This window comes from Bacteroidota bacterium, from assembly GCA_018816945.1.
Taxonomy (GTDB): Bacteria; Bacteroidota; Bacteroidia; order Bacteroidales.
On the sequence record JAHIVC010000010.1, the window covers coordinates 1 to 26,894 of the forward strand.

Sequence of the window (26,894 nt, forward strand, 5' to 3'; positions counted from 1 at the left end):
CCTTTTGTGGGTTCCGAGACCATATATCATCCAATCGAAAATTACATTAAAATTAGGAAAAACAGTTTTGAATTTAAATCTTATTGTATTCCTAAAAAGGAAGAGATTGTTTCGAACATTGAAAAAAATGATCAATTAGCCAAAGCTTTTCATTTTATTCCTGGACAAACTTTGAACTTTGAAGTCACGGTTTCCGGGCTCAATGAGAAAAGAAATATCATTTGGGAAATCCAGACTGACATCTATAATAATTCTGTAATATTCTGTCCGTTATCCAAGTCGAAAGCTTATTTCACCGAAGGGAGCAAGGTATTTTACTTTACACACTTCTTGGGAAATAAGGATTCGCTTCTCTATTATTTTTATCTGGGATTAAACAAAGTTGTGACCGGGTTTTATAAAGATATGGAAATAGTTGATGACTATCCCTTGTCAATTCTTAAACGGAGTTTTATAACCATTATTCAGGATTTTATTGCACCCTTTTATTTATTCATCAAAGCAAAATACAGCATTAAATATATTCGATTGAAAGAGGACATTCTAAATAGTTCTATCGAATTGTTATCTAATGCTAAATTATCAATTGCCAAAAATATCATTAAAGAATATAAGTTTAAAACTACCATTGAAAATCAACAAATCAGGACCTTCACCATTGAAACTCTTGATAAAACAATTATCGCTAAACTAAAAAATGAGAAGAACGAAAAATAATTTGAGGATTTACACCTTACTAATTATAATACTTGGGTTTTCCTGGTATAATAATGTTGCTTTTAGCCAAGTTTCTAAAGAAATTGAATTAGTTGATATTAAAACATATCAATATTATTTGGATAAAAATTGGGATGTACTGATCATTGATGGAAATAAAGCTTTAGAGAATGGAGTGGATTTTTATTACTTAAGATACCGACTGGGAATAGCTTATTATATGAAACACAATTATATCAAGGCACTTATTCATTTTGAAAAAGCAGAGTCACTCTATGGTGAAGACCCAATCCTTAAAGAGTATATTTATTATTCCCGCAATTTTATGAATAGAAAGGCAGAAGCCGATCTTGTTGCAAAATCTTACCCTGAAGAAATAAGATCAAAACTTCCGATTGAAAATACATTCATATCATCTATTAATCTTGAATCCGGATATTTATTACATAAACTGGAAACAAAAAATCTACTGGGTCAAAATGGGTTTTACGGTCAGGAAGAACAACTTGACAATCTACAATATTACCATCTGGGGATGGGTTTAAATCCTTCATCGGTATTTAAATTATACTTAGGTGGGAGTTCTCTTTTAATAAATAAAACAAAACGGGCAGAATTCAGTTTTGATCAGGGAATGACAACCCACGAAAACAAACAAGATTATTCAATCCATCAAAATGAATTTTACTTAACAGGAACTGTTCAGGGTAAAGCCTTAAAAATTATTCCTGCTTTTCACTTTATTAAGGTAAATTATAATCTTCCCTATTTCGAACTGAATGCTTCTTTTGATGATTACTTAATTTCGACCACTCCAATTTCATTGAAACAATACGTTGGCTCTTTGTTATTATCCGGAAATTTTTCGTATTTCAATTATGATATTTATGCTTCCTATTCAAACCTAAATTATGCAAACCAGTTACAATTTGGGGCAAATTTATATTACTTCCCATTCGGAAATCTGAATTTTTATTCAAAAACCGGAGTGAAATTATTTTCAGAAAGCAATGAAAACAGTAGATTGATTTTTAATCAATTAATTGGATTTAAAATTAGTCCAAAACTATGGGGTGAAACCTCAATCACTTACGGAGATTTACAAAACACAAACGAGAGCAATGCTTTTGTCGTTTATAATTTAATTGATAATATCAAATTAAAAGCCGATATAAATTTAATTCTTACTATAAGTAAAAATTTAGGTTTTTCGGTACGGTATCAAATTCAGCAACGTACAAACAACTTTTTGGTTTACTCTGATATTTCAAACACTGATAATTATAATACTTTTAACTACACCTATTTCACAAATAATTTAATTGGAGGATTATCATGGAAATTTTAAAAACAATTAACGCAAAACAAATTCTGCCATTTATATCATTTGTAATATTGTCTTTAAATATAAATGCACAAAATTACAAAGAAATCCAAACAGCTTTTGAAATTAGTATTGCACAAGAAAAGGATGGAAAATTTCAGGATGCCTTAAATACCATGAAGAAAGTTTATGATGAAAATTCGTATGAGGTTAATCTGCGTTTGGGTTGGTTAAGTTATTTATCCGGCATATTTAATGAATCAATTGCATATTATAACCGCTGCATACAATTGAAGCCAATGTCTATTGAAGCATATTTTGGAATAGTATATCCAACTGCAGCATTAGGAAATTTTGATCAGCTAAATACTTACTATAATCATATCTTAGAAATAGACCCACAGAATACAATTGCCAATTATCGTATCGGGTTAATTTATTATGGCAGAAAAGATTATCAAACTGCATCCAAATACTTACAAAAAGTATTAGACCTCTATCCTTTTGATTATGATACGCTTGTTCTATTCGGTTGGACTAATCTACAACTTGGTAAATATAGGGAAGCAAAAGTTTTATTCAATAAATCATTGTATTTAAAACCAAACGATAAATCCGCACTTGAAGGACTGAGTTTAATAAAATAAGCTTTTCTAACTCAATTCAAAAGATAAATAGGCAGGGATCTTAGCTGCCTAATTATTCAAACTTTTTAAAATTCCATTATTCATCATCGAAAAGTATAACCTTTTCATAAAATCTTGTACACTTATTTCAGCAAGTATATAATAATATAGATGTCTAAATAATAATAAAATAACATTTCTAAACTTAAATAACTAATTATGAAAAAACTGAAAATTATTCTTGCAATCAGTACAATAGGAATTGCAATGCTTTCATTAAATTCTTGTAAAAAAGAGGCTGATAAAAATGTTGAAGAAATTGATTCGACAGCATATTCTAATTATCTTCAGGCAGCATCAATGTTTGCCCTACAGGATGTTGAAGAAATAACAATGGAAGATGATCATCTGAAATCAACGAACCTTCTATCATGTTTGAAAAATACAATTATTAGGAATGAAAACGGCCAATATTGGCCCTTAAACAAAGTTCTTGATTATGGTACCGAAAATTGTGAAGATTTTTTAGGGAATAATAGAAGAGGGATCATCAATATCAACATTTCTGACTGGTGGAGAAACGAAGGATCAGTTCGTCAAATTACATTTGATAATTATTATTTTAATGATAATAAGCTTGAAGGAACCAAAACAATTACAAATACCGGACTTAACGCTAACGGAAACCTAACCTTTACCAAAAGGGTCGAAGATGCTTCAATTACTTATCTTGATGGAACTTCAGTAAAGTGGGATTGTATAAGGAATAGTGAGTTGATTGAAGGGGGTAATAGTTTCATTTTCGCTGATGATGTATGGTCGGTAACTGGTTCGGGAACAGGGACAAATGTGGAAGGACAAAATTTTACAGTAACCATTACAAGTGCGTTAATATACAATAATGGTTGTTTTTTCCCGGTTAGTGGAATTGTGGAAATTGTGACCGAAGGCGGAATTACTGAAATTATCAATTATGGCAATGGAGAATGTGATAATCAGGCTACTTTGACCATAGGAGATATAACAACAATCATTGATTTATAATTCTTTCAAAAAATGGAGGGGCTGTTAATAAATAAGTTTACCCGCTGGCACTGACCTGTCTGCCGTGTCTTTTCAGCTAACAATAAGCAAAGCATGGATGAAACGTCATTGCACCCTGAGTGTCCCGCAAAAAAGGCGGGATACTCAGGGTGCAGCCCTTGGTGGACGTTGAGTGTTCCCGATGAAATCGGGAATGTATCGAAACGTCCTTGCTTACACCCTTCAATCTGCTTCGCACTCAGGGTGCAGAAAAAATAACTCAAGTCTTATTTTATTTTTGACTTCTCCCGTTCTCAATTTTGACTTCTCTCATTTATAGTTTTGAGAAGTCCCGTTTGCACTATAGAGAAGTCTCATTCTCTCTTTACACAAGTTGTTTTGATGTAATCCATATATTAAGGGGTGTCACCCTGCAGGATGACACCCCAAACTTCACTTATAATGTTGCCAATTTTGACTTCTTATAATAATTATAACCAAAGCACGTACGAAACGCTTACCTGCGGCAGACCCGCGCTAGTCTGGTTAAAACCCTCGTAGGGTTGGAATTTTAGCTCCCAATCATCTTCTTCGGATCAACCCATTCCGTAAATTGTTCATCGCTTACCAAACCTAGTGAGATTGCTGCTTCACGCAAAGTACTACCTTCTTCATGGGCTTTTTTGGCGATTTTTGCGGCGTTTTCGTAACCGATATGTGTATTTAAAGCAGTAACCAACATGAGTGAATTCTCCAGGTTTTTTTCGATGTTCTGGACATTGGGTTCAATCCCAACAGCGCAATTATCGTTGAACGAAACACAAGCATCCCCAATCAATCGGGCTGACATCAGCAGGTTGAAAATCATCATGGGTTTAAAAACGTTGAGTTGAAAATGTCCGTTCATGCCACCAACCGTAATTGCTGCATCATTGCCAACAACCTGCGCGCAAACCATCGTTAAAGCTTCGGCTTGGGTTGGGTTTACTTTTCCGGGCATAATGGATGACCCCGGTTCGTTGGCCGGAAAATTAATTTCACCAATTCCACATCGCGGGCCGGAAGCCAATAAACGGGTATTTTGACCGATATGCATCAAGCTTACAGCCAAAGTTTTTAAAGCGCCGGAAGTTTCCACAATGGCATCATGGGCAGAAAGCGATTCAAATTTATTTTCGGCAGTCACAAAGGGGAAATCTGTTAATTCGGCTATCTTTTTAGCAACCGATTCAGCATAGCCTTTTGGGGTATTGATTCCCGTTCCAACAGCAGTTCCACCAAGTGCAAGTTCACTCAAATGAGGTAGCGTGTTTTTCAAGCCCTTCAATCCATGATCCAATTGTGAAACATAACCCGAAAATTCCTGCCCCAATGTGAGCGGCGTTGCATCCATCAAATGGGTGCGACCGATTTTTACAATATGACCGAATACTTTTGCTTTTGTATCGAGCGTGTTTCGCAGTAATTCAATCCCGGGGATTGTAGTTTCAACAATCATTTTATAGGCTGTAATATGCATGGCTGTTGGAAAAGTATCATTGGATGATTGTGATTTGTTTACATCGTCATTGGGATGTATTAAACTTCTTCCTTCGCCCAGTTTTCCACCATTCAATACATGAGCCCTGTTTGAAATTACTTCGTTCACATTCATGTTCGATTGCGTTCCCGATCCGGTTTGCCAAACCACCAACGGAAAATGATCATCCAGTTTCCCTTCCAAAATTTCATCACAAACCTGAGCGATCAAATCAGCTTTTTCCTGGGGTAAAACTCCCAGTTCGTAATTAGTTTGTGCTGCGGCTTTTTTTAAATAAGCGAATGCTTCGATGATTTCTTTTGGCATCAACTGGCCGCCAATCTTAAAATTATCTTTTGATCGTTGTGTTTGAGCTCCCCAATATTTATCGGCTGGAACATTAACGGCCCCCAAGGTATCATATTCTGTTCGGTACATGATATTCAATGTTTATGTACAGACAAAAATAGCCTAAATATTTTTGGAAAGAAACTGATTGACAAAGAATACAGAATACAGTAGTTAGTAGTTGGTATTCAGTATGAGTATGTTTTTAGTTTTCTTTTAATTTGATGTCATTTTGAAACAAGTGTCATCATTCTATATCCCTGCCTGTTGGAAGGCATGTATTGCAACATTTTTCATTTTAACAGCTAAAATCTTGTCTCGTAATTTGGATTAAAGATCAAAAAAGGGGTGTCGCCCTGCAGGGCGACACCCCAAAAATGACGGAAGTTAGTAGTCAGAATACAGGATGAGCTTGTTTTTATTCCGTCTACTGTCTACTTCTTCATACTATAAAAATCATTCCCCTTATCATCAACCAAAATAAAGGCGGGGAAATTTTTCACTTCGATACGATAAATAGCTTCCATACCAAGTTCAGGATATTCCAGCAATTCAACTTTGGTAATATTGTCCTGGGCAAGTATGGCTGCAGGGCCACCAATGCTACCTAGATAAAAACCGCCATGTTTTTTACAGGCATCGGTTACTTGTTGACTGCGGTTTCCTTTGGCGATCATAATCATGCTTCCACCCTTGCTTTGGAACAAATCAACATACGAATCCATTCGTCCGGCTGTAGTTGGGCCAAAAGATCCTGAAGGCATTCCTTTTGGGGTTTTAGCGGGACCGGCATAATAAATTGGATGATCCTTTATGTATTGTGGCAAGCCTTCGCCACTATCTATTCGTTCTTTGAGTTTTGCATGAGCGATGTCCCGGCCAACAATGATGGTTCCGTTAAGCGAAAGTCTTGTTCCTACAGGATGTTTTGCAAGTAATGAAAGTATTGTTTTCATCGGTTGATTAAGATCGATGTTAACGGCACCACTTTCATCTGCATTTCTTAATTCTTCCGGAATATATTTCCCGGGATTATCTTCCATTTTCTCAATCCAAATTCCGTCTTTATTGATTTTGGCTTTAATATTCCGATCGGCCGAACAAGAAACGCCCATACCAACAGGGCAACTTGCCCCATGTCGGGGTAATCGAATAATCCGGATATCCAAAGCAAAGTATTTTCCGCCAAACTGGGCGCCAATTCCCAAATTATAAGCGGCTTTTAATATTTTGTCTTCTAATTCAATATCGCGAAAGGCTTGTCCGCCTTCGTTCCCTTTAGTGGGTAAATTATCATAATATTTTGCAGAAGCAAGTTTTACGGTTTTTAAAGTAGTTTCGGCAGAAGTTCCTCCAATCACAAAGGCTACATGATATGGTGGGCAGGCGGCAGTTCCCAACGATTTTAATTTATCGATTAAAAAAATTTCAAGGCTTTCAGGATTTAACAATGCCTTTGTTTGCTGGTAAAGGGTCGTTTTGTTAGCCGATCCGCCTCCTTTGGCTACAAATAAAAATTTATATTCATTTCCACCGGTGGCAAGAATATCAATTTGTGCAGGTAAATTTGTTCCTGAATTTACTTCTTTATACATATCCAGTGGGATGGTTTGAGAATACCTCAAGTTTTCCTCGGTATAGGTCTTGTAAACTCCTTTTGATAAGGCTTCTTCGTCGTTTCCATCGGTCCAGATTTGCTGGCCTTTTTTGGCCACAATCGTTGCTGTACCTGTATCCTGACAAAAAGGAAGTTCTCCTTTTGCTGATACTTCAGCATTTCGAAGCATTGTCAATCCAACATATTTGTCGTTTTCACTTGCTTCAGCATCTGTAAGAATTGCTGCCACTTTTTTTACATGTTCGGGTCGGAGCAAAAAGGATGTATCACGCAATGCAGCATTGGCCAATTTAGTCAATCCTTCAGCTTCAACCTTAACGATTGATTTTCCTTCAAACTCAGAAACAGATACGTGATCTTTAGTGAGCAAATAATAATCTGTGCTATCCTTTCCTAAAGGAAAAGGTTCCTGGTACTTAAATTCGGGGGTTGGCATAATAAAATAATTTTTTGATTGGGTTAAATGAATAGGTGAAATTTAATTATTTAAATTTAATCATAACTCTTTTTTGCAATTCTAAATCTAATACAGATTTCTTGATTTTATTTATAAAGTTGCTAAGCTTTATAATTCATTTTTTTGATTATCCGCCGGTTTGAATTTCATGATGAGCCCATTAAGGTGCATCCCAATATCCTGGCTCAAAGTCATAAATTTATCAACATCCGCATCTGAAATGAAATTAAGCTTGTTGGCAATGATAAGCAAAGTTTCAAGTTCTGTCAGTTTTTGGTAAGAAGCCATTAAGTAATTTCTTCTATCTCTAAAATCTTTAGTTGTCATGGCTTTTGAAATACCGAGTGGTATCTCGATTACTCCAGTTTTTAATTGATCAGTCAGCGTTTTTGCCTCTTCTTCAGGAAATAAACTGGTTAACACATAAATGCTTTTTACCAGATCCAGGCTATCTTGCCAAACTGATAAATTGGTATAGGCTAGTTTGTTTTTCATCCTTAATTAATTTTATGTGATCAATTTTTTATAATTCTGCTATTTTTTCAGGTGGTTGAGCTAAAATGGCTTTATGCTTTTTTGCCACGATGGGGCGTTGCATTAATTTAGGGTTTTCAATCAGAATGCGAACCCACTCATCATCCGTAAATTTTTTCCCTTTTAAAACTGATTTATACAAATCTTCCTGAGTTCGAATAATTTCGATTGGTTTTAAATTCATCTTCATCAAAAGTTCTTTTAATTCTTTTTTAGATAAAGGGTTTTTGATGTAGTCGACCACTTGAAATTCCACCTTTTTTGATTCAAGATAAGCAAGGCCTGCTCTTGATTTGCTACAACGGGGATTGTGATAAATTGTAAACATCTTATTTAGATTTAGTTATTCCCGAATTCCATTAAGTATGCTTTTATAAAATCATTGATTTCACCATCCATCACTGCCTGAACATTCGAGGTTTCATAACTTGTTCTCAAATCTTTTACCATTTTGTACGGATGCATCACATACGAACGAATTTGTGAACCCCATTCAATTTTTTTCTTGTTCCCTTCAATAGCTGCCTGAGCTTCTTTTTTCTTTCTGATTTCGATCTCGTATAATTGAGATTTCAACATTCGCAATGCTTTTTCCCGATTCTGTCCTTGTGATCGTGTTTCCTGACATTCTATAATTATTCCACTTGGCTCATGACGTAACCGTACTGCGGTTTCTACTTTATTTACATTTTGTCCGCCGGGTCCACCTGCACGAAAAGTATCCCAACTGATGTCGGAAACATTGATCTCTATATTAATGTCATCATCCACCACAGGGTAAACATAAACCGAAGCAAATGAAGTATGACGACGATTGGCAGAGTCAAATGGCGACAACCGCACCAGCCTGTGTACTCCATTTTCTCCTTTTAAGTATCCAAATGCAAAATCGCCTTCAAACTCAAGTGAAACAGACTTGATGCCGGCTCCATCCCCTTCGTGATAATCCAATTGATTAACCTTATAATTATTTTTTTCACCCCACATGATATACATCCGCATCAACATCTCAGCCCAATCCTGACTTTCTGTTCCACCGGCTCCCGGATTGATATTCACAATTGCGCTTAAGCGATCTTCCTCTCCCGAAAGCATATTTTTAAATTCCAAATCCTCAATGATCGTTAGAGTTGCATTATATTGTTTTTGCCATTCATCTAAACTACCTTCACCGGCATTATAAAATTCATGGATTACCACCAGATCGTCGTAACTATTTAATGCATTTTGAAAAACATTGGTCCACCTTTTTTTTTCATTGATTGATTTCAACACCATTTCAGCTTTTTTGGAGTCATTCCAGAATGCCGGGGCTGAAGTCATCTTTTCTTCTTCAGCAATAAGTTCTAATTTACGATCGATGTCAAAGAAACCTCCTTAAAGCATCCAATCTTTTCTTTAGAATTTTAATTTCTTCCAACGTGGCCATTTATTAAAATAATTTAGTGTTTAAAAACAAATTTACAAAATATTATCCTATCATTTCCTCATGTTTTTGTTTTATGCAGAATAGAAATTAAAGGCTTAAATCTGTGAGACTATGATATTGATTCTCAAAATCATTTAGCCGAACTCCTGCCAGACGCAGGCTGGGATCCCGAGCGATAGTCGAGGAATTTCATGGGTTTTAATCCCCACATCTTGATGCGCTATGAAGAATCAAATTTCGATTGAGATAGCTTGTCAGCTTGCTGAGTAGTTTCATTTCACGATAAAAGGATCAATCTGTATGCTGAAAATAAGGATGAAACAGCATAAATTTAAGGAAGTTCCTTATTTAAGATGTCCCAAACATAACCTGAATGAAAACCCTTGTTAATAGCGTAGGATGCCAATTTGTATTTTTTCTTGAGCAGATTTGGCTCTTTTATTTCAATGGCTTTTTTTGAGAGGATTTCTTTCAGTGTTTTGAAGTATTCATCCTCGTCAATTTCACTTAGCCCAATTTGGATAATAAGTTCAGGGATTTGTTTTTTCTTTAATTCATAAATGATTTTGTTTTTGCCCCATTTTTTATTTCGAAATTTTCCAACTGCATAGGATTGGGCAAAACGTTCTTCGTTTAAATAATTATCGGCAACGAGTTGGGCCATTATTTTTTCAGCCACCTTAGGTTGGCTTTTCCACTCAATAAGTTTTGTTTGCACTTCATAAATCGATCGCTCCTGATAGCTGCAATATTTTTGACATTTTGCCAATAAATACTGGTGATGCTCAGTCATGGGTGTTATTTTTTATGTGGTAATAAAATTCAAGAAATTTAGCTTTAATCTGATCGCGTATGGTACGATAAAAATCCATAACCTGAGCTTCGGTCCCGGTTGCCATAGCCGGATCGTCGAACCCAATGTGCAACCTATTTTTGACCATGCCTTGAAATACGGGACACTTTTCACGTGCATCATCGCAAACTGTTATTACATAATCGAAAGGGGAAGTGACAAAGCAATCAAGTTTTCGGGGTCTTGATTTACTAACATCAATGCCCATTTCAGCCATTACTTTAACTGTTCGGGGATTTATGATCTTTCCGGGTTCTGTTCCGGCAGAAAAAATGTCAAGTTCCGGATCGAAGGATCTTAATATATGTTCGGCCATCTGGCTTCGACATGTATTGCCTGTGCATATGATCAATATCTTTGCTTTCATTTGGTTTAATTCTGAAGTAATTGTTTAACAAGCTTCGGTAATCCTTCAACGGCTGTTTTGCGGTGAACCGTTAAATTTCTCATGTTAATATTGTTCGGAGCATTCGGATCAATTAAATATTTAACACTCTCGTTTGGGGCTTCATTTACCAGCAATGCTGCAGGATAGACTGTTAAAGATGTTCCTATCACGATTAAAATATCTGCTTTAGCAACAATTTCACTTGCCTTTGAGAAATTAGGAACACTTTCGCCAAACCAAACAATATGAGGCCGTAATTGTGAACCTTTTTCGCAAAAATCCCCCAGCTTTAACTCCCAACCTACCATCTGATAAACCAAGCCTTCATCCATGGTGCTTCTTACTTTTTTCAATTCACCATGCAGATGTAATACCTTTGCTGATCCTGCCCTTTCATGCAAATCATCAACATTTTGAGTAATGATCTGAACATCGAATTTGTCTTCTAATTTAACCAGTGCATGATGTGCAATGTTTGGTTCTACTTCAAGCAGTTGTTTTCGTCTTTGGTTATAAAAATCGAGTACCACTTGGGGTTCTCGCTGCCATGCATTAGGACTGGCTACTTCCTCTATTTTGTAATTATTCCATAATCCATCCTGATCCCTGAAAGTTTTAAGTCCGCTTTCAGCACTCATACCTGCGCCGGTTAGTACTATTATTTTTTTCATGCAATTAAGTTAACCGGATGATTTGTTTTACAGGTTAAATTTAAACAAAAAAAGCACCCTAATCAATAGGATGCCTTTAAATTCAATATTATGCATTGATTTTAAAATAATTTCATATCATCCAATACCTTCATTACCTTTTTTAAATCTTTTGCTGAATCCTGTAATAATTTAGTTTCTTCTTCGTTGAGCTTAAGTTCGAAAATGGTTTCAACCCCTTTGCTGCCAAGCTTTACAGGAACTCCCATATAGATGTCTTTTAAACCATATTCGCCTTGTAGCCATGCACAACAAGGGAATATTCGTTTTTGATCATCAACGATAGCTTCAACCATCTGAGCTGCGGCAGCACCCGGTGCATACCATGCGGAAGTACCCATGAGGTTAACTAATTCGCCACCCCCCATACGGGTACGGGTTACAATTTTATCAATTTCATCTTTACCAAGTAATTCGGTAATTGGAATGCCATTTACAGAGGTATAGCGAGGCAAAGGAACCATGGAGTCTCCATGCCCTCCCAGGGATAATGATAAGATATCTTTTGGAGAAACGTTCAGGGCTTCAGCAATAAATGCCCGATACCTTCCGGTATCTAAAATTCCTGCCATCCCAAATACTTTATTTGAAGGTTTGTTTGCGGCTAAATATGCTGCGTAAGTCATAACGTCTAAAGGATTTGAAACAACAATTATTATTGCTTCAGGCGAGTATTTCACTACCTTTTCAGTTACATCTTTAACAATACTGGCATTAGTCTTGATCAGGTCGTCTCTTGTCATCCCTGGCTTGCGAGGTATTCCTGAAGTAATAACAACAACTCCCGAGCCTTTGGTTTTTAAATAATCATTTGTTACCCCTGTTACCCTAGTATTAAAATTATTAATAGAAGAGGTTTGCCAAATATCCAGCGCTTTGCCTTCAGCAACACCTTCTTTGATATCAACCAGTACCACTTCCCGGGCCAAATCTTTATGTGCAATCACATTAGCACAAGTCGCGCCAACATTACCAGCTCCAACAACAGTTATTTTATTCATATTTGTGTGTTTTTAGTTTTTAATTTGGTAGTGACATTTTTCACAAATATATAAATATCTGATTGTTAAAACAATAACAATGCTTATTTATATGAGTTTATAAATTGAGGATATTTTTTGAATAAAATTTGGCGTTTAAGATTTAAAAGTAAATCTTCATTAATCCGCATAAAAAAGGTCACCCGGAAGATGACCTTTTTATAATTTGATTATTAGTTTTAGAGATTAAATTGTCAAATTTTCAAAACTCCTGTATTAACAATTCTCACCTTTATCTCTTTTGGCAGTACATTGGGCATCAACAACAGAGATCATTACCATGTTTACGATATCATTAACGCTACTTCCCATGTTCAATACATGAACTGATTTATTCATCCCATTAATAACAGGCCCAATTACTTCATAATGCCCCATTTCCTGCATCAATTTATAAGCCACATTAGCTGCGGTTAAATAAGGGAATATTAAAGCGTTAGCAGGTGCTCCTGCAAGCTTTGAAAATGGGAAATTTTCATTGAGCATTTCTGCATTTAAAGCAACGTTGGCCTGCATTTCACCATCCACAATCATGTCTGGATATTCTTTGTGCAGTTTAGCTACGGCAATTCGTTGTTTTTTTGGAATTTCACCATCGTTTGACCCAAAGTTTGAATAAGATAAGAATGCTACTCTGGGCTTAATCTTAAATTGTTCAATTGCATAAGTTGTTTGTAATGTTATTTCAACCAGCGTATCAACATCCGGATTTTTATTAACAGTGCAATCGGCAAAGAAAATTGGGCCCATTTTCGAGTTGATGATATACATCCCGGATACAATATTGGCATTTGGTTTCATCCCAATAATTTGTAAAGCTGGTTTCAAGGTATCGGGGTAATTTCGTGTTAAGCCTGATATCATTGCATCTGCATATCCTGTTTCAACCAGCATCGGGCCATAATAATTACGATGTTGCATCAAATCTTTAGCAGCAGTTAAGGTGACACCTCTTCTTTGACGTTTTGTATAAAGGATTTCTGCAAATCCACGACGACGGGTTTTTTCCTCATCTGATTTTGGATCTATAATATCAACTCCACTTAATTCTAAGTTATTGGTGGCAATTAAATTCTTGATGACTTCAACATTTCCTAGCAGAATGGGAGTTGCTATCTGTTCATTGAGTACAATTTCGGCTGCCTTTAACATTTTATAATTTTCAGCTTCAGCAAATACTACTCGTTTTGGATCTCTTTTTGCCCTTGCTTTAATTTGTCTGACAATTGGATTACTTACCCCAAGTCGCTTACGAAGTTCATCACGATAGGCATCCCAATCGGTTATTGGCTTCAGGGCCACACCAGAATCCATTGCTGCTTTTGCAACTGCAGGAGCTACATGTTCGATGAGGCGTGGATCAATAGGTTTTGGTATAATATAATCTTTTCCAAATTTTAAATTAGTTGCATGATAGGCAATGTTGACTTGCTCAGGAACTGGTTCTTGTGCTAATTTTGCCAATGCATAGGATGCGGCCAATTTCATTTCATCATTGATACATGTTGCACGGACATCCATAGCACCTCTAAATATAAAGGGGAATCCCAACACATTATTAACCTGATTTGGATAATCGGATCTTCCTGTACCCATAATAAGGTCTTCTCTAACAGAGACAGCTTCGTCGTACATGATTTCGGGAACCGGGTTTGCGCATGCAAAAACGATTGGATTTTTCGCCATAGAGCGTAACATGTCCTTTGAGAAGACTCCAGCTACGGAGAGTCCCAAAAACATATCTGCATCAACAATAGCTTCAGCAAGAGTGTGAACGTTTCTGCTTGTGGTAAATTGTTTCTTTGATTCATTCAGGTCGGTACGCGAAATATGTAATACACCTTTCGAATCGAGCATGATTACATTTTCACGTTTTACCCCGAGCGCAACGTAAAGTTTGGTGCATGAGATAGCAGCAGCACCAGCTCCATTTACAACTATCTTAATTTTTTCTATTTTCTTCTTATTGATTTTAAGCGCATTAAGAAGACCGGCAGCAGTAATAATAGCTGTTCCATGCTGATCATCGTGCATAACCGGGATATTTAGTTTTGCTTTGATCCTTTCTTCAATTTCAAAACATTCGGGAGCTTTGATGTCCTCAAGGTTTATCCCACCGAATGTTGGAGCAATGTTAATTACTGTTTCAACAAATTTGTCTATGTCTTTGGTATCGACTTCAATATCAAAAACATCAAGATCAGCAAAAATTTTAAAAAGGAGCCCCTTACCTTCCATTACTGGTTTTCCTGCTTCCGGGCCAATGTCGCCCAATCCTAGAACTGCTGTTCCGTTTGAAATTACTGCTACCAAATTTCCTTTCGCAGTATATTTGTAAACATCTTCGGGATTATCTTTAATTTTCAAACAGGGATCAGCAACCCCTGGAGTATAAGCCAAAGATAAATCTCTTTGTGTAGAATATGGCTTGGTTGGAACCACTTCTATTTTGCCGGGTCTTCCTTCAGAATGATAGATTAAGGCATCTTTTCTAAATAAATTATCCATTACTTTAAGTTTATTGTGAATATCTAAACAAATGAGATACAAATTTAATAATATCTATCTTACGTATGATTGAAATCCCTTATATATACTGATTAAAAATTATTCTTTGAAACATAGTCATTTGCAATGAAAACGGTTCTATTTTAGCGTAGTCAAATTTTTATCATAAAATTAAATTTGTACTTTTACTCGCTCGCAAAGTAGCAACTGTTTTGAAATAATAACCCAAAATCCGAATAGATGTATTCATATATCGAAGGAAATTTAGTTGAAAAAACACCTACCTATGTGGTAATTGATGTGAACGGTATTGGATATCAGATTCATATTTCTCTTCATACTTATGCCCAAATTGAAGGATTAAAACGATGCAGATTACATACCCACTTTGTTGTAAGAGAAGATGCTCAACTTTTATATGGTTTCCATTCCATCAATGAGCGAAAATTATTTGTTCAATTGATTTCTGTATCAGGTGTTGGAGCCAATATCGCTCGCTTAATTTTATCGTCGATGAGCCCAAATGAAATTGTTGCAAACATATTAAGCAGCAATATTGCCGCAATGCAATCGGTTAAGGGGATTGGTGGCAAAACTGCCCAAAGGATTATTATTGATTTAAAAGATAAATTGGAAAAAGGAGATGGGATGGTTGATAATATTCAGTTTGCACACAATACAAAAAAGGAAGAGGCGTTATCTGGATTGGTGGTTCTTGGTTTTAATAAAAACCTTGCATCAAAAGCCATTGATAAAGTTCTTGAAGCTAAAGGTAGCGACCTTAGTGTTGAGGAATTGATCAAAAATGTATTAAAATCATTTTAACCTTTGCTTTTTTTGGATTTAAAATCATGATCGTTTCATTTTATGTTTTAATAATCGTATTCATTCTTTGATATCTCCAATCAAATATATCTTTTCAAATGGATGGATTCTGATATTCATTTTTGTTCTTACTTCTATAAGTATGAAAGCCATTGCAGACGAAAATGAACTGAATAAACCAAAATACAACCCTTTCCTGACGCAGGATACCATAAGTGGGATGAAATTGCAGTACCCTTTTACAAGTCGATTTTTTGAACCTTTTAATTATAAATTTTTTAGTCCCCTATTTTTAAGAACCCCTTCAAATATTAAATCTCAGATTATTTATGATCCTCGAAATAAAGAATATCTTTTTTTTAGTCGGATGGGGAATCTGAACTACCGTTCTCCTTTCAGCATGGGCTTTAACGAATATCAGGACTATGCATTAAAAAAATCGGAAAGTGATTATTGGAAAGAGCGGATCAATGCATCGGGAAATGATAGCAGAGCCGGTATTATTCCTGCGATCCATATCGGGGGTGAGGTGTTCGATCAGATTTTTGGAGGAAACAAAATAGACATCAGACCTCAGGGCTCAGCCGAATTAACATTTGGGGTATTATCCAATAACCGAAAAGATGAAACACTCGACGTAAGGCGAAGACGTACAACAAATTTCGATTTTAATGAAAAAATCCAAATGAGTGTTTTGGCTAATATTGGCGATAAAATCCAATTCAAAACAAATTATAATACCGAATCAACTTTCGATTTTGAAAATAAACTGGCACTTAAATATGAGGGCAAGGAAGACGAAATTGTTAAGCTTATTGAGGCCGGTGATGTTACCTTACCACTGCCTACAACACTCATTACCGGTAGCCAAAGTTTGTTTGGGATCAAAACAAAATTACAGTTTGGAAAAGCTACGATTACCAGTGTTTTCTCGCAGCAAAAAAGCCAAACCTCATCTATCACTGTACAAGGAGGTGCTCAAACCAACAAGTTCAGTTTAACAGCGGTTGATTATGAAGAAAACCGTCACTTTTTTGTTGGACAATATTTTAGAGAGGATGTCATCGGCCAAGATGGGAAACCTAGTAACCGATATAATGAAGCATTAAGAAACCTTCCGGTTATAGCATCAAATGTCAATATTACACGGATGGAAGTGTGGGTAACCAACATCGGTCCGGCTGTATCCGATAACAGAAATATCATTGCCTTAGCTGATTTGGGAGAATATCATCCAAACAACAGATATATCAATCCGCTATCAGGGGGTAATTTGCCTTCAAATTTTTCCAATAACTTAATGAATAACCTGGATACAACCCAGTTGCGAAACATCAATACCGTATCTAATTATCTAAAGTACGATCCTTTAAATATTGGACAATCAGGATATTTTGTAGCAGGGGAGGATTTTGAAAAAATTGAAAGTGCACGAAAATTAAGACCTTCAGAATATACTTATAATAGTAAGCTTGGTTTTATTTCGCTAAATACAACACTGAATGCCGATCAAACCCTGGCAGTTGCTTATCAGTACACTGTAATTGGTAACGATCGGGTTTATCAGGTAGGTGAATTTACGGACCAAGGGGTTGATGCCCCCGAAGTGTTGATAGTAAAATTGCTAAAAAGTACTTCTGTAAATACCCATAATAAGATGTGGGATTTGATGATGAAAAATGTGTATTCGATCAGGGCTTACCAGGTGAATCCGGAAGATTTTATTTTTAATATTTTTTATTCCGGAAATAAAAATGGAATTCCTACGGCTTATCTAACTGAAGGGGATGAAAATATAAAGGGAGTTCCGTTGATTAGGTTATTAAATATGGATAACCTGAACCCTCAATTAAATCCTCCTCCCGATGGAATATTCGATTTTATTGATGGTGCAGCTAGGAACGGTGGAACGATTGAAGCAGCTAATGGACGAATCTTTTTCCCTCTATTGGAACCCTTTGGTAAAGATTTAAAAAAGCTGTTCACCGATCCGGAACTAGCCAATAAATATTCCTACGATTCTCTCTATACTTTGACCAAAACAGGTGCAGAGCAATATCCTGATAAAAATAAATTTTTGCTGGAAGGAATTTATAAATCATCCTCAAGTAATGAAATATCGCTAAATGCCTTAAATGTTCCTCAAGGTTCGGTAGTTGTTTCGGCAGGCGGCATCCCCCTTTCCGAAAACATTGATTATACGGTTGATTATACGCTTGGAAGAGTAAGGATTATCAATGAAGGGATCTTAAACTCAGGGACTCCGATCAGGGTATCGCTCGAAAGCAACTCAATGTTCAATTTGCAAACAAAGCGGTTGATGGGCACACATATCAATTATGCGCTGAAAGAAAATACCAATATCGGAGCTACCATTATCAATTTGAACGAAAGGCCGCTTACCCAAAAAACAAATTATGGCGATGACCCAATTTCAAATACCATTTGGGGTATTAATTTTAATTTCGAGGAGGAATCAAGATTACTGACCAAATTAGTCGATAAATTGCCTTTTATAAGTACTAAGGAAAAATCAATTATTAATATTGATGGTGAATTTGCGCATTTTATTCCCGGTCATTCAAGAGCAATTGGAAAAACAGGAACTTCTTATATCGACGATTTTGAAGGAAGCAAATCAACCCTTGATTTGAAAAATTTTGGAGCATGGTTAATGGCTAGTACTCCTCAGGGTCAATTTGAAATGTTTCCGGAAGCGGCACCAAATGAAGGAATCAATTACGGAAAAAACAGGGCAAAATTCGCCTGGTATATCATCGATCCGTTGTTTTATGATAGAAAATCAAATTTAAAACCGCCAAATATTGATAATAATGAGTTATCGAAAAATAGTGTGAGGCAGGTTCTTGAGACTGAAATTTTTCCGAATAAAGATATTCCTAATGGAATTCCTACCAATATCCCGATTTTAAATATGGCTTTTTATCCGAAGGAAAAAGGTCCTTATAATTATGATGCTGATCCGGTTGGAAATCTAACTGCAGGTATCAATCAACAGGGTGAATTGAATAACCCCGAATCAAGGTGGGGTGGAATAATGCGTAAAATTGAATCAACCGATTTTGAGGCAACTAATGTTGAATATATTGAGTTTTGGTTGATGGATCCATTCTCCGAAGATGCGACCAATAATGGAAAACTGTTCTTCAATCTTGGCGATATTTCAGAAGATATTTTAAGGGACTCACGAAAAAGTTTTGAGAACGGACTTCCTACAGGACCTGAAGTTGTTAATGTAGATACCACAATTTGGGGCCGTGTCCCGACTTTGCAATCACTGGTCGAATCATTCTCTAATCAGCCCGGAACCAGAAAATATCAGGATGTAGGTTATGATGGTTTAAGTGATGATGATGAAAGATCGTTTTTTGACAGCACTAACGGTAAACACGACTATTTGAATAAAATTCAACAAATTTTTGGCCCAAATTCAAATGCTTATCTAAAAGCCATAGAGGATCCGTCATCTGATAATTATCATTATTTCAGATCCAGTGCATATGATGACGATAACAAATTTGCGAGTATTTTGGAACGATATAAGAATTTTAATAACCCTGAAGGAAACTCACCGTCAAGCGACCAAAACATTGAAAGTTATCCAACTGCTGCCACCTCATTACCTAATATCGAGGATATTAATTATGACAATACTTTAAGCGAAGCCGAACGCTATTTCCAATATGAAATAGATCTGGATAAAGTAAAAATGAATATTGGTGAAAATTATATTACCGATATTTATGAAGCTACTACACATCAACTTCCCAATGGAAACTTCAAAATCACAAAATGGTATCAGTTTAAGATTCCCATAAGTCAGCCTGATCAAGCCGTTGGCAATATTCAGGATTTTAAATCCATTCGTTTTTTACGAATGTTTATGAATGGTTTTCAACGTCCGGTTGTGCTCAGATTTGCAACATTAGAACTGGTTCGGGGAGAATGGAGAAGATATAAAAATTCTTTGCTTCCGGATGAGATCTCAGACCCAATTGATTTGCAAAGCCAAACTACTTTTGATGTGTCGGCAGTAAATATCGAAGAAAACGGAAAACGTTACCCTGTTCCTTATGTTGTGCCTCCCGGAATTGAAAGGGAAATAAATATAGCCACTACTGATATCATAAGAAGGAACGAGCAATCTATGGTTTTAAAAGTTGATAATCTTGAAGATGGAGATGCACGGGGCGTATACAAAACCACTGATTTCGATTTTCGTCAGTACAAAAACCTTCGCATGTTCGTTCATGCCGAAAAAATGAATGAATCGCAAGAACTTCAAAAAGGGGAATTGAGTGTTTTTATGCGATTTGGCGCTGATTTTACAGAAAACTATTACGAATATGAAATCCCTCTGAATTTTACACCTTGGGGAACAAACGTTTCTGATCCGGAGGCCATTTGGCCTGAAGATAATAGTTTTAATATCGACCTCGAAAAACTTGTGCAAATTAAGCAGCAACGCAATATCGCTATGCGCGATCCTAACTCTCATTTAAGCAATTCTATCCCTTACGTTGTTTATGACGGAAATGCCAAAGTTACTGTTATCGGGATGCCCAGTATAAGCGATGTAAAGGCGGTTTTAATTGGAATCAGAAATCCGAAGCAGATAAATTCGGCTGCCGGAGATGATGGATTGCCCAAAAGTGCCGAAATATGGGTAAATGAAATGCGATTGACTGATTTCAGTAATAAAGGAGGTTGGGCTGCAACAGGGCGTATTTCAGCAAATTTGGCAGATCTTGGCCGGATGACTTTTACAGGCAGCCACAATACTGCCGGGTTTGGAAGTATTGAACAAAGGGTCAATGAAACATTCAGAGAGGCCATTACTTCTTTTGATTTTAGTATGGATATGGAATTAGGTAAATTTTTCACTGAAAAATCAGGTATTCGAATTCCTTTCCATTTTGATTATTCAGAAGCTCAAAGTACGCCACAGTACAATCCTCTGGATCCTGACGTAAAACTCAATGATGAGTTAGAATCATTTGAAACTAAGCTGGAACGTGATTCACTGAAAAGAATTGTTGTTGATTATGTTCAACGGAAGAACATCAATTTTATGAATGTGAGAAAAGATAAGGTTAACAATACCAAAAGTAAAGTTTATGATGTTGAAAATCTAAATTTATCCTATGCATATTCCGAAATTTTTTCGCGCAATATTGATGTTGAATATGATATGAAAAAGGCTTATCGTGGTGGTTTCGGATATAATTTTAATAATAATCCCAAGATCTATAAACCTTTTGGGAAATCAAAATTTCTGGCTCAATCTCCCTATTTAAAACTAATCCAGGACTTTAATTTTTATCTTGCGCCAAAGCAGATTTCGTTTCGGACTGATATGTTCCGTGAACATGATATGCGAACCCTCAGAAATAAAAGCAGGGGAGATGTTCCGATGGAAACATCCTATGTGAAAAAATGGGATTGGAACAGGAACTATAATATTAAATTCGATTTATCACAATCTTTAAAACTTGATTTTAGAGCCAATGCTACGGCTTATATTGATGAGCCACAAGGTAATCCTGAAAAAGGAGATGCTGATTATTCTGGTTATCGAAGGGAGATTTATAAAGAAATTGGCAGCTTAGGTACAATAAACAGATATAATCAGATATTACAGCTGAATTATACTTTACCGTTGCAGAAAATTCCAATTATCGACTGGATGAGTTCTCAGTTTAATTATCAAGGTACATATAATTGGGGAGCTTCACCACGATCGTTACAGGAACGATTTGGAAATCAGATTGAAAATTCAGCTCAAATTCAGTTCACGGGTGATTTCAACTTGACACGGCTGTACGATAAAATCCCATATTTTAAATCGCTAAATCAGCCAACAAGAAGAGTTCAAAACAGAACCCAAACAGCAATAGGACAAAATGTTCAGAAAGAAGTGATGAGAGGCCAGGAGGAAGTTGAATTGTTAAATAGAGTCAATTATCTTAAAGTTGTTGCAGACAATTTTTTAAAATTTTTAATGGGAGTTAAACGTGCTTCTTTTAATTATTCTGAAATTAGTGGCACTTATATTCCGGGTTTTTATCCCGAACCAACCTCTTTCGGAAATTCATGGAAATATAGTCCCAATTCTGATATTCATAATGACGCCCCATCCAAACTTGCACCGGGAATTGGGTTTGTTTTTGGGGATCAGAGGGATATCAGAAATGACGCGGTTCGCTATGGTTGGTTATCTACCGATACCCTTTTAAATCAGCCATATGCAACTAAGAAAACAACTAATTTGACTTTAAGGGCCTCAATTGAACCATTTCCCGGAATTAAAATTGAATTGAATGCAGATCGTGCATATTCCATGAATCATACAGAATATTTTAGGGCTGATGCCAATGGTGAATTCCACTCCTATTCACCGATTGATAATGGAAGTTTTAGTATGTCGACCATCGCTTGGTCCTCTGCCTTTAAAAAGGAATTGGCTGATAACATGTCTGAGAATTTCGAGAAATTTAAAAACAATCGTGAAATAATCGCTTTTAGGCTCGCTGGAGAAAACCCGAACTATTCGGGCCAAACATTTAACACGGATACCATCAACGGGATTACATCGCGTTACCCTGTTGGTTATGGCCCTGCCTCTCAGGATGTATTATTGTATTCTTTGTTGGCGGCCTATACAGGGAAAGATGCAAAAAAAATGTCTTTGACAAAATTCCCTCGAATTCCACTTCCTAATTGGCGGATAACATTTACAGGTTTATCAAAAATTAAAGCCTTGCAAAAATTCTTCAGAAATATCACCATTATGCATGCTTACCGTGCTTCTTACAATGTTGGAAATTTTGTTTCAAGCGTTGGGCGGCAGATGGTTAACGGTTATCCAGCAACATTAAATGTTGACAGGGAAAATTATATTCCGGAATATGACATTTCACAGGTTTCAATTAGCGAGCAATTTGCACCGCTCATAAGCATTGATGTAATTTTACAAAACAGCTTATCTGCAAAAGCTGAAATCAAAAAGTCACGTAATCTTGCATTTAGTTTTACCAACAATCAAATGATTGAAGTAAAAAGTGATGAAATTGTAGTTGGGATTGGATATAGACTTAAAGATGTTTCATTTTCAATGAAATCAAGTGGTGGGGGTAATTCGTCAAGGCGTTTGAGCAGTGATTTAAATTTAAAAGCGGACTTCTCTATGCGTACCAATAAAACTACCCTCAGGCGCATTGATGAGGGAATTAATCAGATTTCATCGGGTCAAAAAGTCATTTCAATTATAACATCGGCTGATTATATGGTAAATCAAAAATTTAATATTCGTTTCTTCTTTGATAAAGTTATCAATAATCCTTTTGTTAGTAATCAGTACCCGAATTCAACAACAAATGGAGGTATAAGTTTAAGATTTATACTCAATTAGTTATTTCGTGGCTAATTTAGAGTGTTTTTAAATTAATTCTTTCATTTTTCTTGATCAAAATATTGTACTTTTGACCCATAATAATTTTAATTAATTAGCAATGAATGTACCTGGAAATTTAAAGTATACCAAAGACCATGAATGGATATTGGTTGAAGGCAACGAAGCAACAATTGGGATAACTGATTTTGCACAAAAAGAGTTGGGAGATATTGTTTTTATTGAAGTTGAAACAGTTGGCGAAATATTAGAAGCCGAAGAGGCTTTTGGTACAATTGAAGCAGTTAAAACCGTTTCTGATATGTTTATGCCGGTAGGCGGGGAAGTAATTGCTTTTAATGAAGACTTAGAAGTAGCTCCTGAGAATGTAAATAAAGATGCATACGGAAAGGGTTGGATTATTAAAATAAAAATTACAAATATACAAGAGCTGGATTCTTTGCTTACTGCCAAACAGTACAAAGATTTGATTGAAGCTTAATTTATATTGCAGGTAAAGGAATGTTCCCATTACACTGTTATACTTATAAATGATGTTAAAAAACTTCTGGCCGGTTTTTTTATGGTCCATAATAATTTTGATCTTGTCAGGAGTTCCTGGAAACATGATTCCAAAGGTTGAAAACTTTTGGAGTTGGCTAAGACCGGATAAAATTATGCACATTTTTTTATATGGGGTGTTTTTTTACCTTTTATTAAATAGTGTGGCAAAGCATCTAAACACAGCTGTTCTGGGAATTAAACGACTCATAATTTTGCTAACTATTGGCATAATATTTGCAGCTTTAACAGAAATATTACAAGCTAAAATATTTATAAACAGAGATGGAAGTTTATATGATTTTATTGCGAATATGATAGGGTGTTTGGCTGGATTAACTATCTATTTAGTGACATCAAAAAAAAAGCATATTAAATTATAAAACAATAAGTTTTTTTAATATTTTAGCAAACGATTTTAAATAATTACAGATCAAGTATAAAACTAATATCATGGATGCAAAAAAGACCCCAAAAGCCGACCTCGAATCAAAAAGAATGCTTTTTGTTCAATTTGGCTTAGTGATAGCCCTTTTTCTAGTGTTTGTTGCTTTCGAGTACAAAAGCTATGAAAAAAGAAAAATAGATATAGGAACGCGTGAGGCTGTTGATATTGTTGAAGAAATTATTCCGATTACGGAACAAAAGGTGCAACCACCCCCACCACCCCCTCCAACTGTAACAACTGTAATTAATATTGTTGAAGATGAAGTTGAGATTGAGACTGAAATCGAGATTGACGCTCAAGCTAATGAGAAAACAGAAATTGCAGAATATGTTCCAATCAAAATGGAGGAAGAAGCTGAAATTAAGGAGGATCACATATTTACCATAGTTGAGGCTGATGCTGAATATCCGGGTGGTGAGAAAGCTAGAATGGAATTTCTTAACAAAAATATTAAGTACCCCACCATGGCTCGAGAGAGTGGAATACAAGGGAGGGTGCATGTAACTTTTGTTGTTGAAAGAGATGGATCTGTTACGGACGTTCAGATTACCCGAGGTATCGGTGGTGGATGCGATGAGGAAGCCGTTAGGGTTGTAAAATTAATGCCTAAGTGGATTCCTGGTAAACAAAGAAACAAACCTGTTCGTGTTCAGTTTAACCTCCCTATTAAGTTTACATTGCAATAAAAAGACTTTTATTTAAATAATAGAAATCCCATAGCCTTAAGCAATGGGATTTTTTTATGTGATCTTATTAAAATATTCTAAAATAATATTGGCTTTTGCATTCCCAATTACTTTTGTAATCTCTTCTAAATTTGCCTCCTGTATGTTTTTGACTGATTTAAATTTCCAGAGTAATTTTTGGGCAGTTGAATAACCAATACCCTCTATTTCGGTCAACACTGATTTAATGGTTCCTTTTTCCATCTTATTGCGATGGTGTGTGATTCCAAAGCGGTGAGCTTCATCCCTGAGTTGTTGAATTAATTTTAAACTTTCAGATTTTTTATTGATATAAAGTGGGACCGAATCGTCAGGAAAATAAATTTCCTCTAACTTCTTTGCGATACCGATGATTGCGATCTTTCCTCTTAAATTTAGCTTTTCAAGACTTTTTATTGCTGCACTTAGTTGGCCCTTCCCACCATCAACCACGATAAGTTGTGGAAGTTCTTTATTTTCTTCAGTCAAACGTTTATACCTTCTATAAATAATTTCTTCCATTGATGCAAAATCATTGGGGCCTTCAACGGTTTTGATATTGTAATGTCGGTATTCATTTTTATCTGGTTTGGCATTTTTAAATGAAACCATTGCAGCAACAGGATAATCTCCCTGCATATTTGAATTGTCGAAACATTCGATGCGAACAGGTAACTCCTTTAACCTTAAATCTTCCATCAGTTGATTGAGAATGCGTTTTGAATGTCGTTCAGGATCAACCAACGATTTTTGTTTCAACTTGTCGAGCTTATAATACTTGGCATTGCGTTCTGAAAGTTCAAGTAATTTCTTTTTATCACCTTGTTTAGGAATGGTAAATTTTATTCCCGGAAACTCCAGTTTAATGTCGTGAGATAAAATAATTTCTTTGGCATTACTTTGAAATCGCTGATGTAATTCAGCTACTGCGATTGCTAAAAGCTCTTCAGGGCTTTCATTAAGTTTCTTTTTGATTTCGATTGAATGTGCCTGAATAATTGCCCCATCAACAACTTTTAAAAAATTAGCAAATGCGTTATGTTCATCCGTAATAATTGAAAAAACATCGACATTATTTATTTTAGGGTTAACAACGGTTGATTTGCTTTTATAACGATCTAATAGTTCGAGTTTCTCCTTAACAATTTGCGCTTTTTCGAAGGCCTCCGCCTGAGCGTAAGAACCCATCAATTTCTTGAGCTGGTTTGCAACGGTACTGATATTTCCTTTGATGATATCAGTAATGTTATCAATTTTTTGACTGTAATCTTCTTTTGATTCCTTACCTACACAAGGACCCATGCAGTTCCCTAAATGATATTCAAGGCATACTTTGAATTTGTTCTGAATAATATTGGATTCTGAGAGATTGTGGTTGCAGTTTCGTAAAGGATAAAGTTGTTTCGTTAAATCCAACAAAGTATTCATCATCCGAACTGAGGCATAAGGACCAAAATAAACCGAACCATCCTTTATCAGATGCCTTGTCGAAATAATTCGTGGAAAATTCTCATTTTTAATGCAAATCCAGGGGAAGGTTTTGTCATCCTTAAGCAAAACATTGTAACGTGGTTGATACTTCTTGATAAAATTATTCTCTAAAAGAAGGGCGTCAAATTCAGTTTCGACCACAATGAATTTGATGTCGGCGATGTTTTTAACTAATATTCTAACTTTACCATTTGCAGTCTGGTCTTTGTTAAAATAAGATGAAACCCTTTTTTTCAGGTTCTTTGCTTTTCCTACATAAATGATTTTCCCATCCTTGTTGAAATACTGATAAACCCCCGCTTTCCCGGGTAGTGATTTTATGATTTCTTTTAATAGATCAATATGTGGATTGGCGTATTT

General features: G+C 35.8%; 20 protein-coding genes. 9 read left to right on the top strand and 11 right to left on the bottom strand.

Features of this window, described 5'->3' with window-relative positions:
• From KKG99_01370 to KKG99_01385, 4 genes are all read left to right on the top strand, one after another.
• Positions 1–717 (top strand): hypothetical protein (locus KKG99_01370; GenBank protein ID MBU1011629.1); only part of this gene is annotated, 717 nt, incomplete at its 5' end.
• Entirely contained in the window at positions 698–2,065 is a 1,368-nt protein-coding gene (locus KKG99_01375; GenBank protein MBU1011630.1) for a hypothetical protein, read from the top strand. The genes KKG99_01370 and KKG99_01375, both read left to right, overlap by 20 nt.
• A complete protein-coding gene (locus KKG99_01380) occupies positions 2,053–2,688 on the top strand; it encodes a tetratricopeptide repeat protein (protein ID MBU1011631.1) in 636 nt (211 codons plus the stop codon). The genes KKG99_01375 and KKG99_01380 overlap by 13 nt, the downstream gene beginning before the upstream one ends.
• Positions 2,689–2,886: 198 nt before the next feature.
• Complete coding sequence (locus KKG99_01385; protein ID MBU1011632.1) at positions 2,887–3,711, top strand: hypothetical protein; 825 nt, start codon at positions 2,887–2,889, stop codon at positions 3,709–3,711.
• A 550-nt stretch (positions 3,712–4,261) separates the two neighbouring features.
• On the opposite strand, the gene fumC is transcribed toward KKG99_01385, so the two are convergent.
• The 10 genes from fumC to KKG99_01435 all read right to left on the bottom strand — a co-directional run bounded on the left by fumC (position 4,262) and on the right by KKG99_01435 (position 15,094).
• Positions 4,262–5,650 carry a class II fumarate hydratase gene (gene fumC / locus KKG99_01390; GenBank protein ID MBU1011633.1) on the bottom strand — a complete coding sequence of 463 codons (1,389 nt, stop codon included), beginning with the start codon at positions 5,648–5,650 and terminating at the stop codon, positions 4,262–4,264.
• Between the two features lie 341 nt (positions 5,651–5,991).
• Positions 5,992–7,611 carry a fumarate hydratase gene (locus KKG99_01395; GenBank protein ID MBU1011634.1) on the bottom strand — a complete coding sequence of 540 codons (1,620 nt, stop codon included), beginning with the start codon at positions 7,609–7,611 and terminating at the stop codon, positions 5,992–5,994.
• 129 nt (positions 7,612–7,740) lie between these two features.
• A complete protein-coding gene (locus KKG99_01400) occupies positions 7,741–8,127 on the bottom strand; it encodes a four helix bundle protein (protein MBU1011635.1) in 387 nt (128 codons plus the stop codon).
• A 28-nt stretch (positions 8,128–8,155) separates the two neighbouring features.
• On the bottom strand, positions 8,156–8,494 hold the full coding sequence (gene arsC, locus KKG99_01405) for an arsenate reductase (glutaredoxin) (GenBank protein MBU1011636.1): 339 nt from the start codon (positions 8,492–8,494) through the stop codon (positions 8,156–8,158).
• 11 nt (positions 8,495–8,505) lie between these two features.
• Positions 8,506–9,595, bottom strand: a protein-coding gene (gene prfB / locus KKG99_01410) for a peptide chain release factor 2 (GenBank protein ID MBU1011637.1) whose coding sequence is annotated in 2 segments (ribosomal slippage) — positions 8,506–9,531 and positions 9,533–9,595 — 1,089 coding nt in all. Because the reading frame shifts where the segments join, the coding sequence is not laid out codon by codon here.
• A gap of 331 nt (positions 9,596–9,926) precedes the next feature.
• Positions 9,927–10,388 (bottom strand): RecX family transcriptional regulator, encoded by a 462-nt coding sequence (locus KKG99_01415; protein ID MBU1011638.1) that lies wholly within the window; start codon positions 10,386–10,388, stop codon positions 9,927–9,929.
• Positions 10,381–10,815 (bottom strand): arsenate reductase ArsC, encoded by a 435-nt coding sequence (locus KKG99_01420; protein MBU1011639.1) that lies wholly within the window; start codon positions 10,813–10,815, stop codon positions 10,381–10,383. Before KKG99_01420 ends, KKG99_01415 begins: the two co-directional genes overlap by 8 nt.
• Before the next feature lie 5 nt (positions 10,816–10,820).
• Positions 10,821–11,507: an NAD-dependent deacylase gene (locus tag KKG99_01425; protein MBU1011640.1), complete on the bottom strand. Its 687-nt coding sequence runs from the start codon at positions 11,505–11,507 to the stop codon at positions 10,821–10,823.
• A 101-nt stretch (positions 11,508–11,608) separates the two neighbouring features.
• Positions 11,609–12,547, bottom strand: a complete 939-nt coding sequence (gene mdh / locus KKG99_01430; protein ID MBU1011641.1) for a malate dehydrogenase — start codon at positions 12,545–12,547, stop codon at positions 11,609–11,611.
• Between the two features lie 255 nt (positions 12,548–12,802).
• Entirely contained in the window at positions 12,803–15,094 is a 2,292-nt protein-coding gene (locus tag KKG99_01435; protein ID MBU1011642.1) for an NADP-dependent malic enzyme, read from the bottom strand.
• A 240-nt stretch (positions 15,095–15,334) separates the two neighbouring features.
• On the opposite strand from KKG99_01435, the gene ruvA reads away from it, so the two are divergent.
• The 5 genes from ruvA to KKG99_01460 all read left to right on the top strand — a co-directional run bounded on the left by ruvA (position 15,335) and on the right by KKG99_01460 (position 25,025).
• A complete protein-coding gene (gene ruvA, locus KKG99_01440; protein ID MBU1011643.1) occupies positions 15,335–15,919 on the top strand; it encodes a Holliday junction branch migration protein RuvA in 585 nt (194 codons plus the stop codon).
• A gap of 142 nt (positions 15,920–16,061) precedes the next feature.
• Entirely contained in the window at positions 16,062–23,351 is a 7,290-nt protein-coding gene (gene sprA, locus KKG99_01445) for a cell surface protein SprA (protein MBU1011644.1), read from the top strand.
• A 100-nt stretch (positions 23,352–23,451) separates the two neighbouring features.
• The gene (gcvH, locus tag KKG99_01450; protein MBU1011645.1) at positions 23,452–23,832 is read left to right on the top strand and encodes a glycine cleavage system protein GcvH; all 381 of its coding nucleotides are present in this window, start codon (positions 23,452–23,454) and stop codon (positions 23,830–23,832) included.
• Positions 23,833–23,935: 103 nt separating this feature from the next.
• A complete protein-coding gene (locus KKG99_01455; protein MBU1011646.1) occupies positions 23,936–24,274 on the top strand; it encodes a VanZ family protein in 339 nt (112 codons plus the stop codon).
• A 70-nt stretch (positions 24,275–24,344) separates the two neighbouring features.
• On the top strand, positions 24,345–25,025 hold the full coding sequence (locus tag KKG99_01460) for an energy transducer TonB (GenBank protein ID MBU1011647.1): 681 nt from the start codon (positions 24,345–24,347) through the stop codon (positions 25,023–25,025).
• Positions 25,026–25,079: 54 nt separating this feature from the next.
• On the opposite strand, the gene uvrC is transcribed toward KKG99_01460, so the two are convergent.
• Positions 25,080–26,876 (bottom strand): excinuclease ABC subunit UvrC, encoded by a 1,797-nt coding sequence (gene uvrC, locus KKG99_01465; GenBank protein ID MBU1011648.1) that lies wholly within the window; start codon positions 26,874–26,876, stop codon positions 25,080–25,082.
• Between the last annotated feature and the right edge of the window lie 18 nt (positions 26,877–26,894).

Excerpts from the sequence above, each read along its gene's own strand:
- KKG99_01375 (MBU1011630.1), top strand. The coding sequence starts at position 698 with ATGAGAAGAACGAAAAATAATTTGAGGATTTACACCTTACTAATTATA.
- KKG99_01380 (MBU1011631.1), top strand. The coding sequence starts at position 2,053 with ATGGAAATTTTAAAAACAATTAACGCAAAACAAATTCTGCCATTTATA.
- KKG99_01385 (MBU1011632.1), top strand. The coding sequence starts at position 2,887 with ATGAAAAAACTGAAAATTATTCTTGCAATCAGTACAATAGGAATTGCA.
- KKG99_01395 (MBU1011634.1), bottom strand. The coding sequence starts at position 7,611 with ATGCCAACCCCCGAATTTAAGTACCAGGAACCTTTTCCTTTAGGAAAG.
- KKG99_01400 (MBU1011635.1), bottom strand. The coding sequence starts at position 8,127 with ATGAAAAACAAACTAGCCTATACCAATTTATCAGTTTGGCAAGATAGC.
- arsC (MBU1011636.1), bottom strand. The coding sequence starts at position 8,494 with ATGTTTACAATTTATCACAATCCCCGTTGTAGCAAATCAAGAGCAGGC.
- KKG99_01415 (MBU1011638.1), bottom strand. The coding sequence starts at position 10,388 with ATGACTGAGCATCACCAGTATTTATTGGCAAAATGTCAAAAATATTGC.
- KKG99_01420 (MBU1011639.1), bottom strand. The coding sequence starts at position 10,815 with ATGAAAGCAAAGATATTGATCATATGCACAGGCAATACATGTCGAAGC.
- KKG99_01425 (MBU1011640.1), bottom strand. The coding sequence starts at position 11,507 with ATGAAAAAAATAATAGTACTAACCGGCGCAGGTATGAGTGCTGAAAGC.
- mdh (MBU1011641.1), bottom strand. The coding sequence starts at position 12,547 with ATGAATAAAATAACTGTTGTTGGAGCTGGTAATGTTGGCGCGACTTGT.
- KKG99_01435 (MBU1011642.1), bottom strand. The coding sequence starts at position 15,094 with ATGGATAATTTATTTAGAAAAGATGCCTTAATCTATCATTCTGAAGGA.
- ruvA (MBU1011643.1), top strand. The coding sequence starts at position 15,335 with ATGTATTCATATATCGAAGGAAATTTAGTTGAAAAAACACCTACCTAT.
- sprA (MBU1011644.1), top strand. The coding sequence starts at position 16,062 with ATGAAAGCCATTGCAGACGAAAATGAACTGAATAAACCAAAATACAAC.
- gcvH (MBU1011645.1), top strand. The coding sequence starts at position 23,452 with ATGAATGTACCTGGAAATTTAAAGTATACCAAAGACCATGAATGGATA.
- KKG99_01460 (MBU1011647.1), top strand. The coding sequence starts at position 24,345 with ATGGATGCAAAAAAGACCCCAAAAGCCGACCTCGAATCAAAAAGAATG.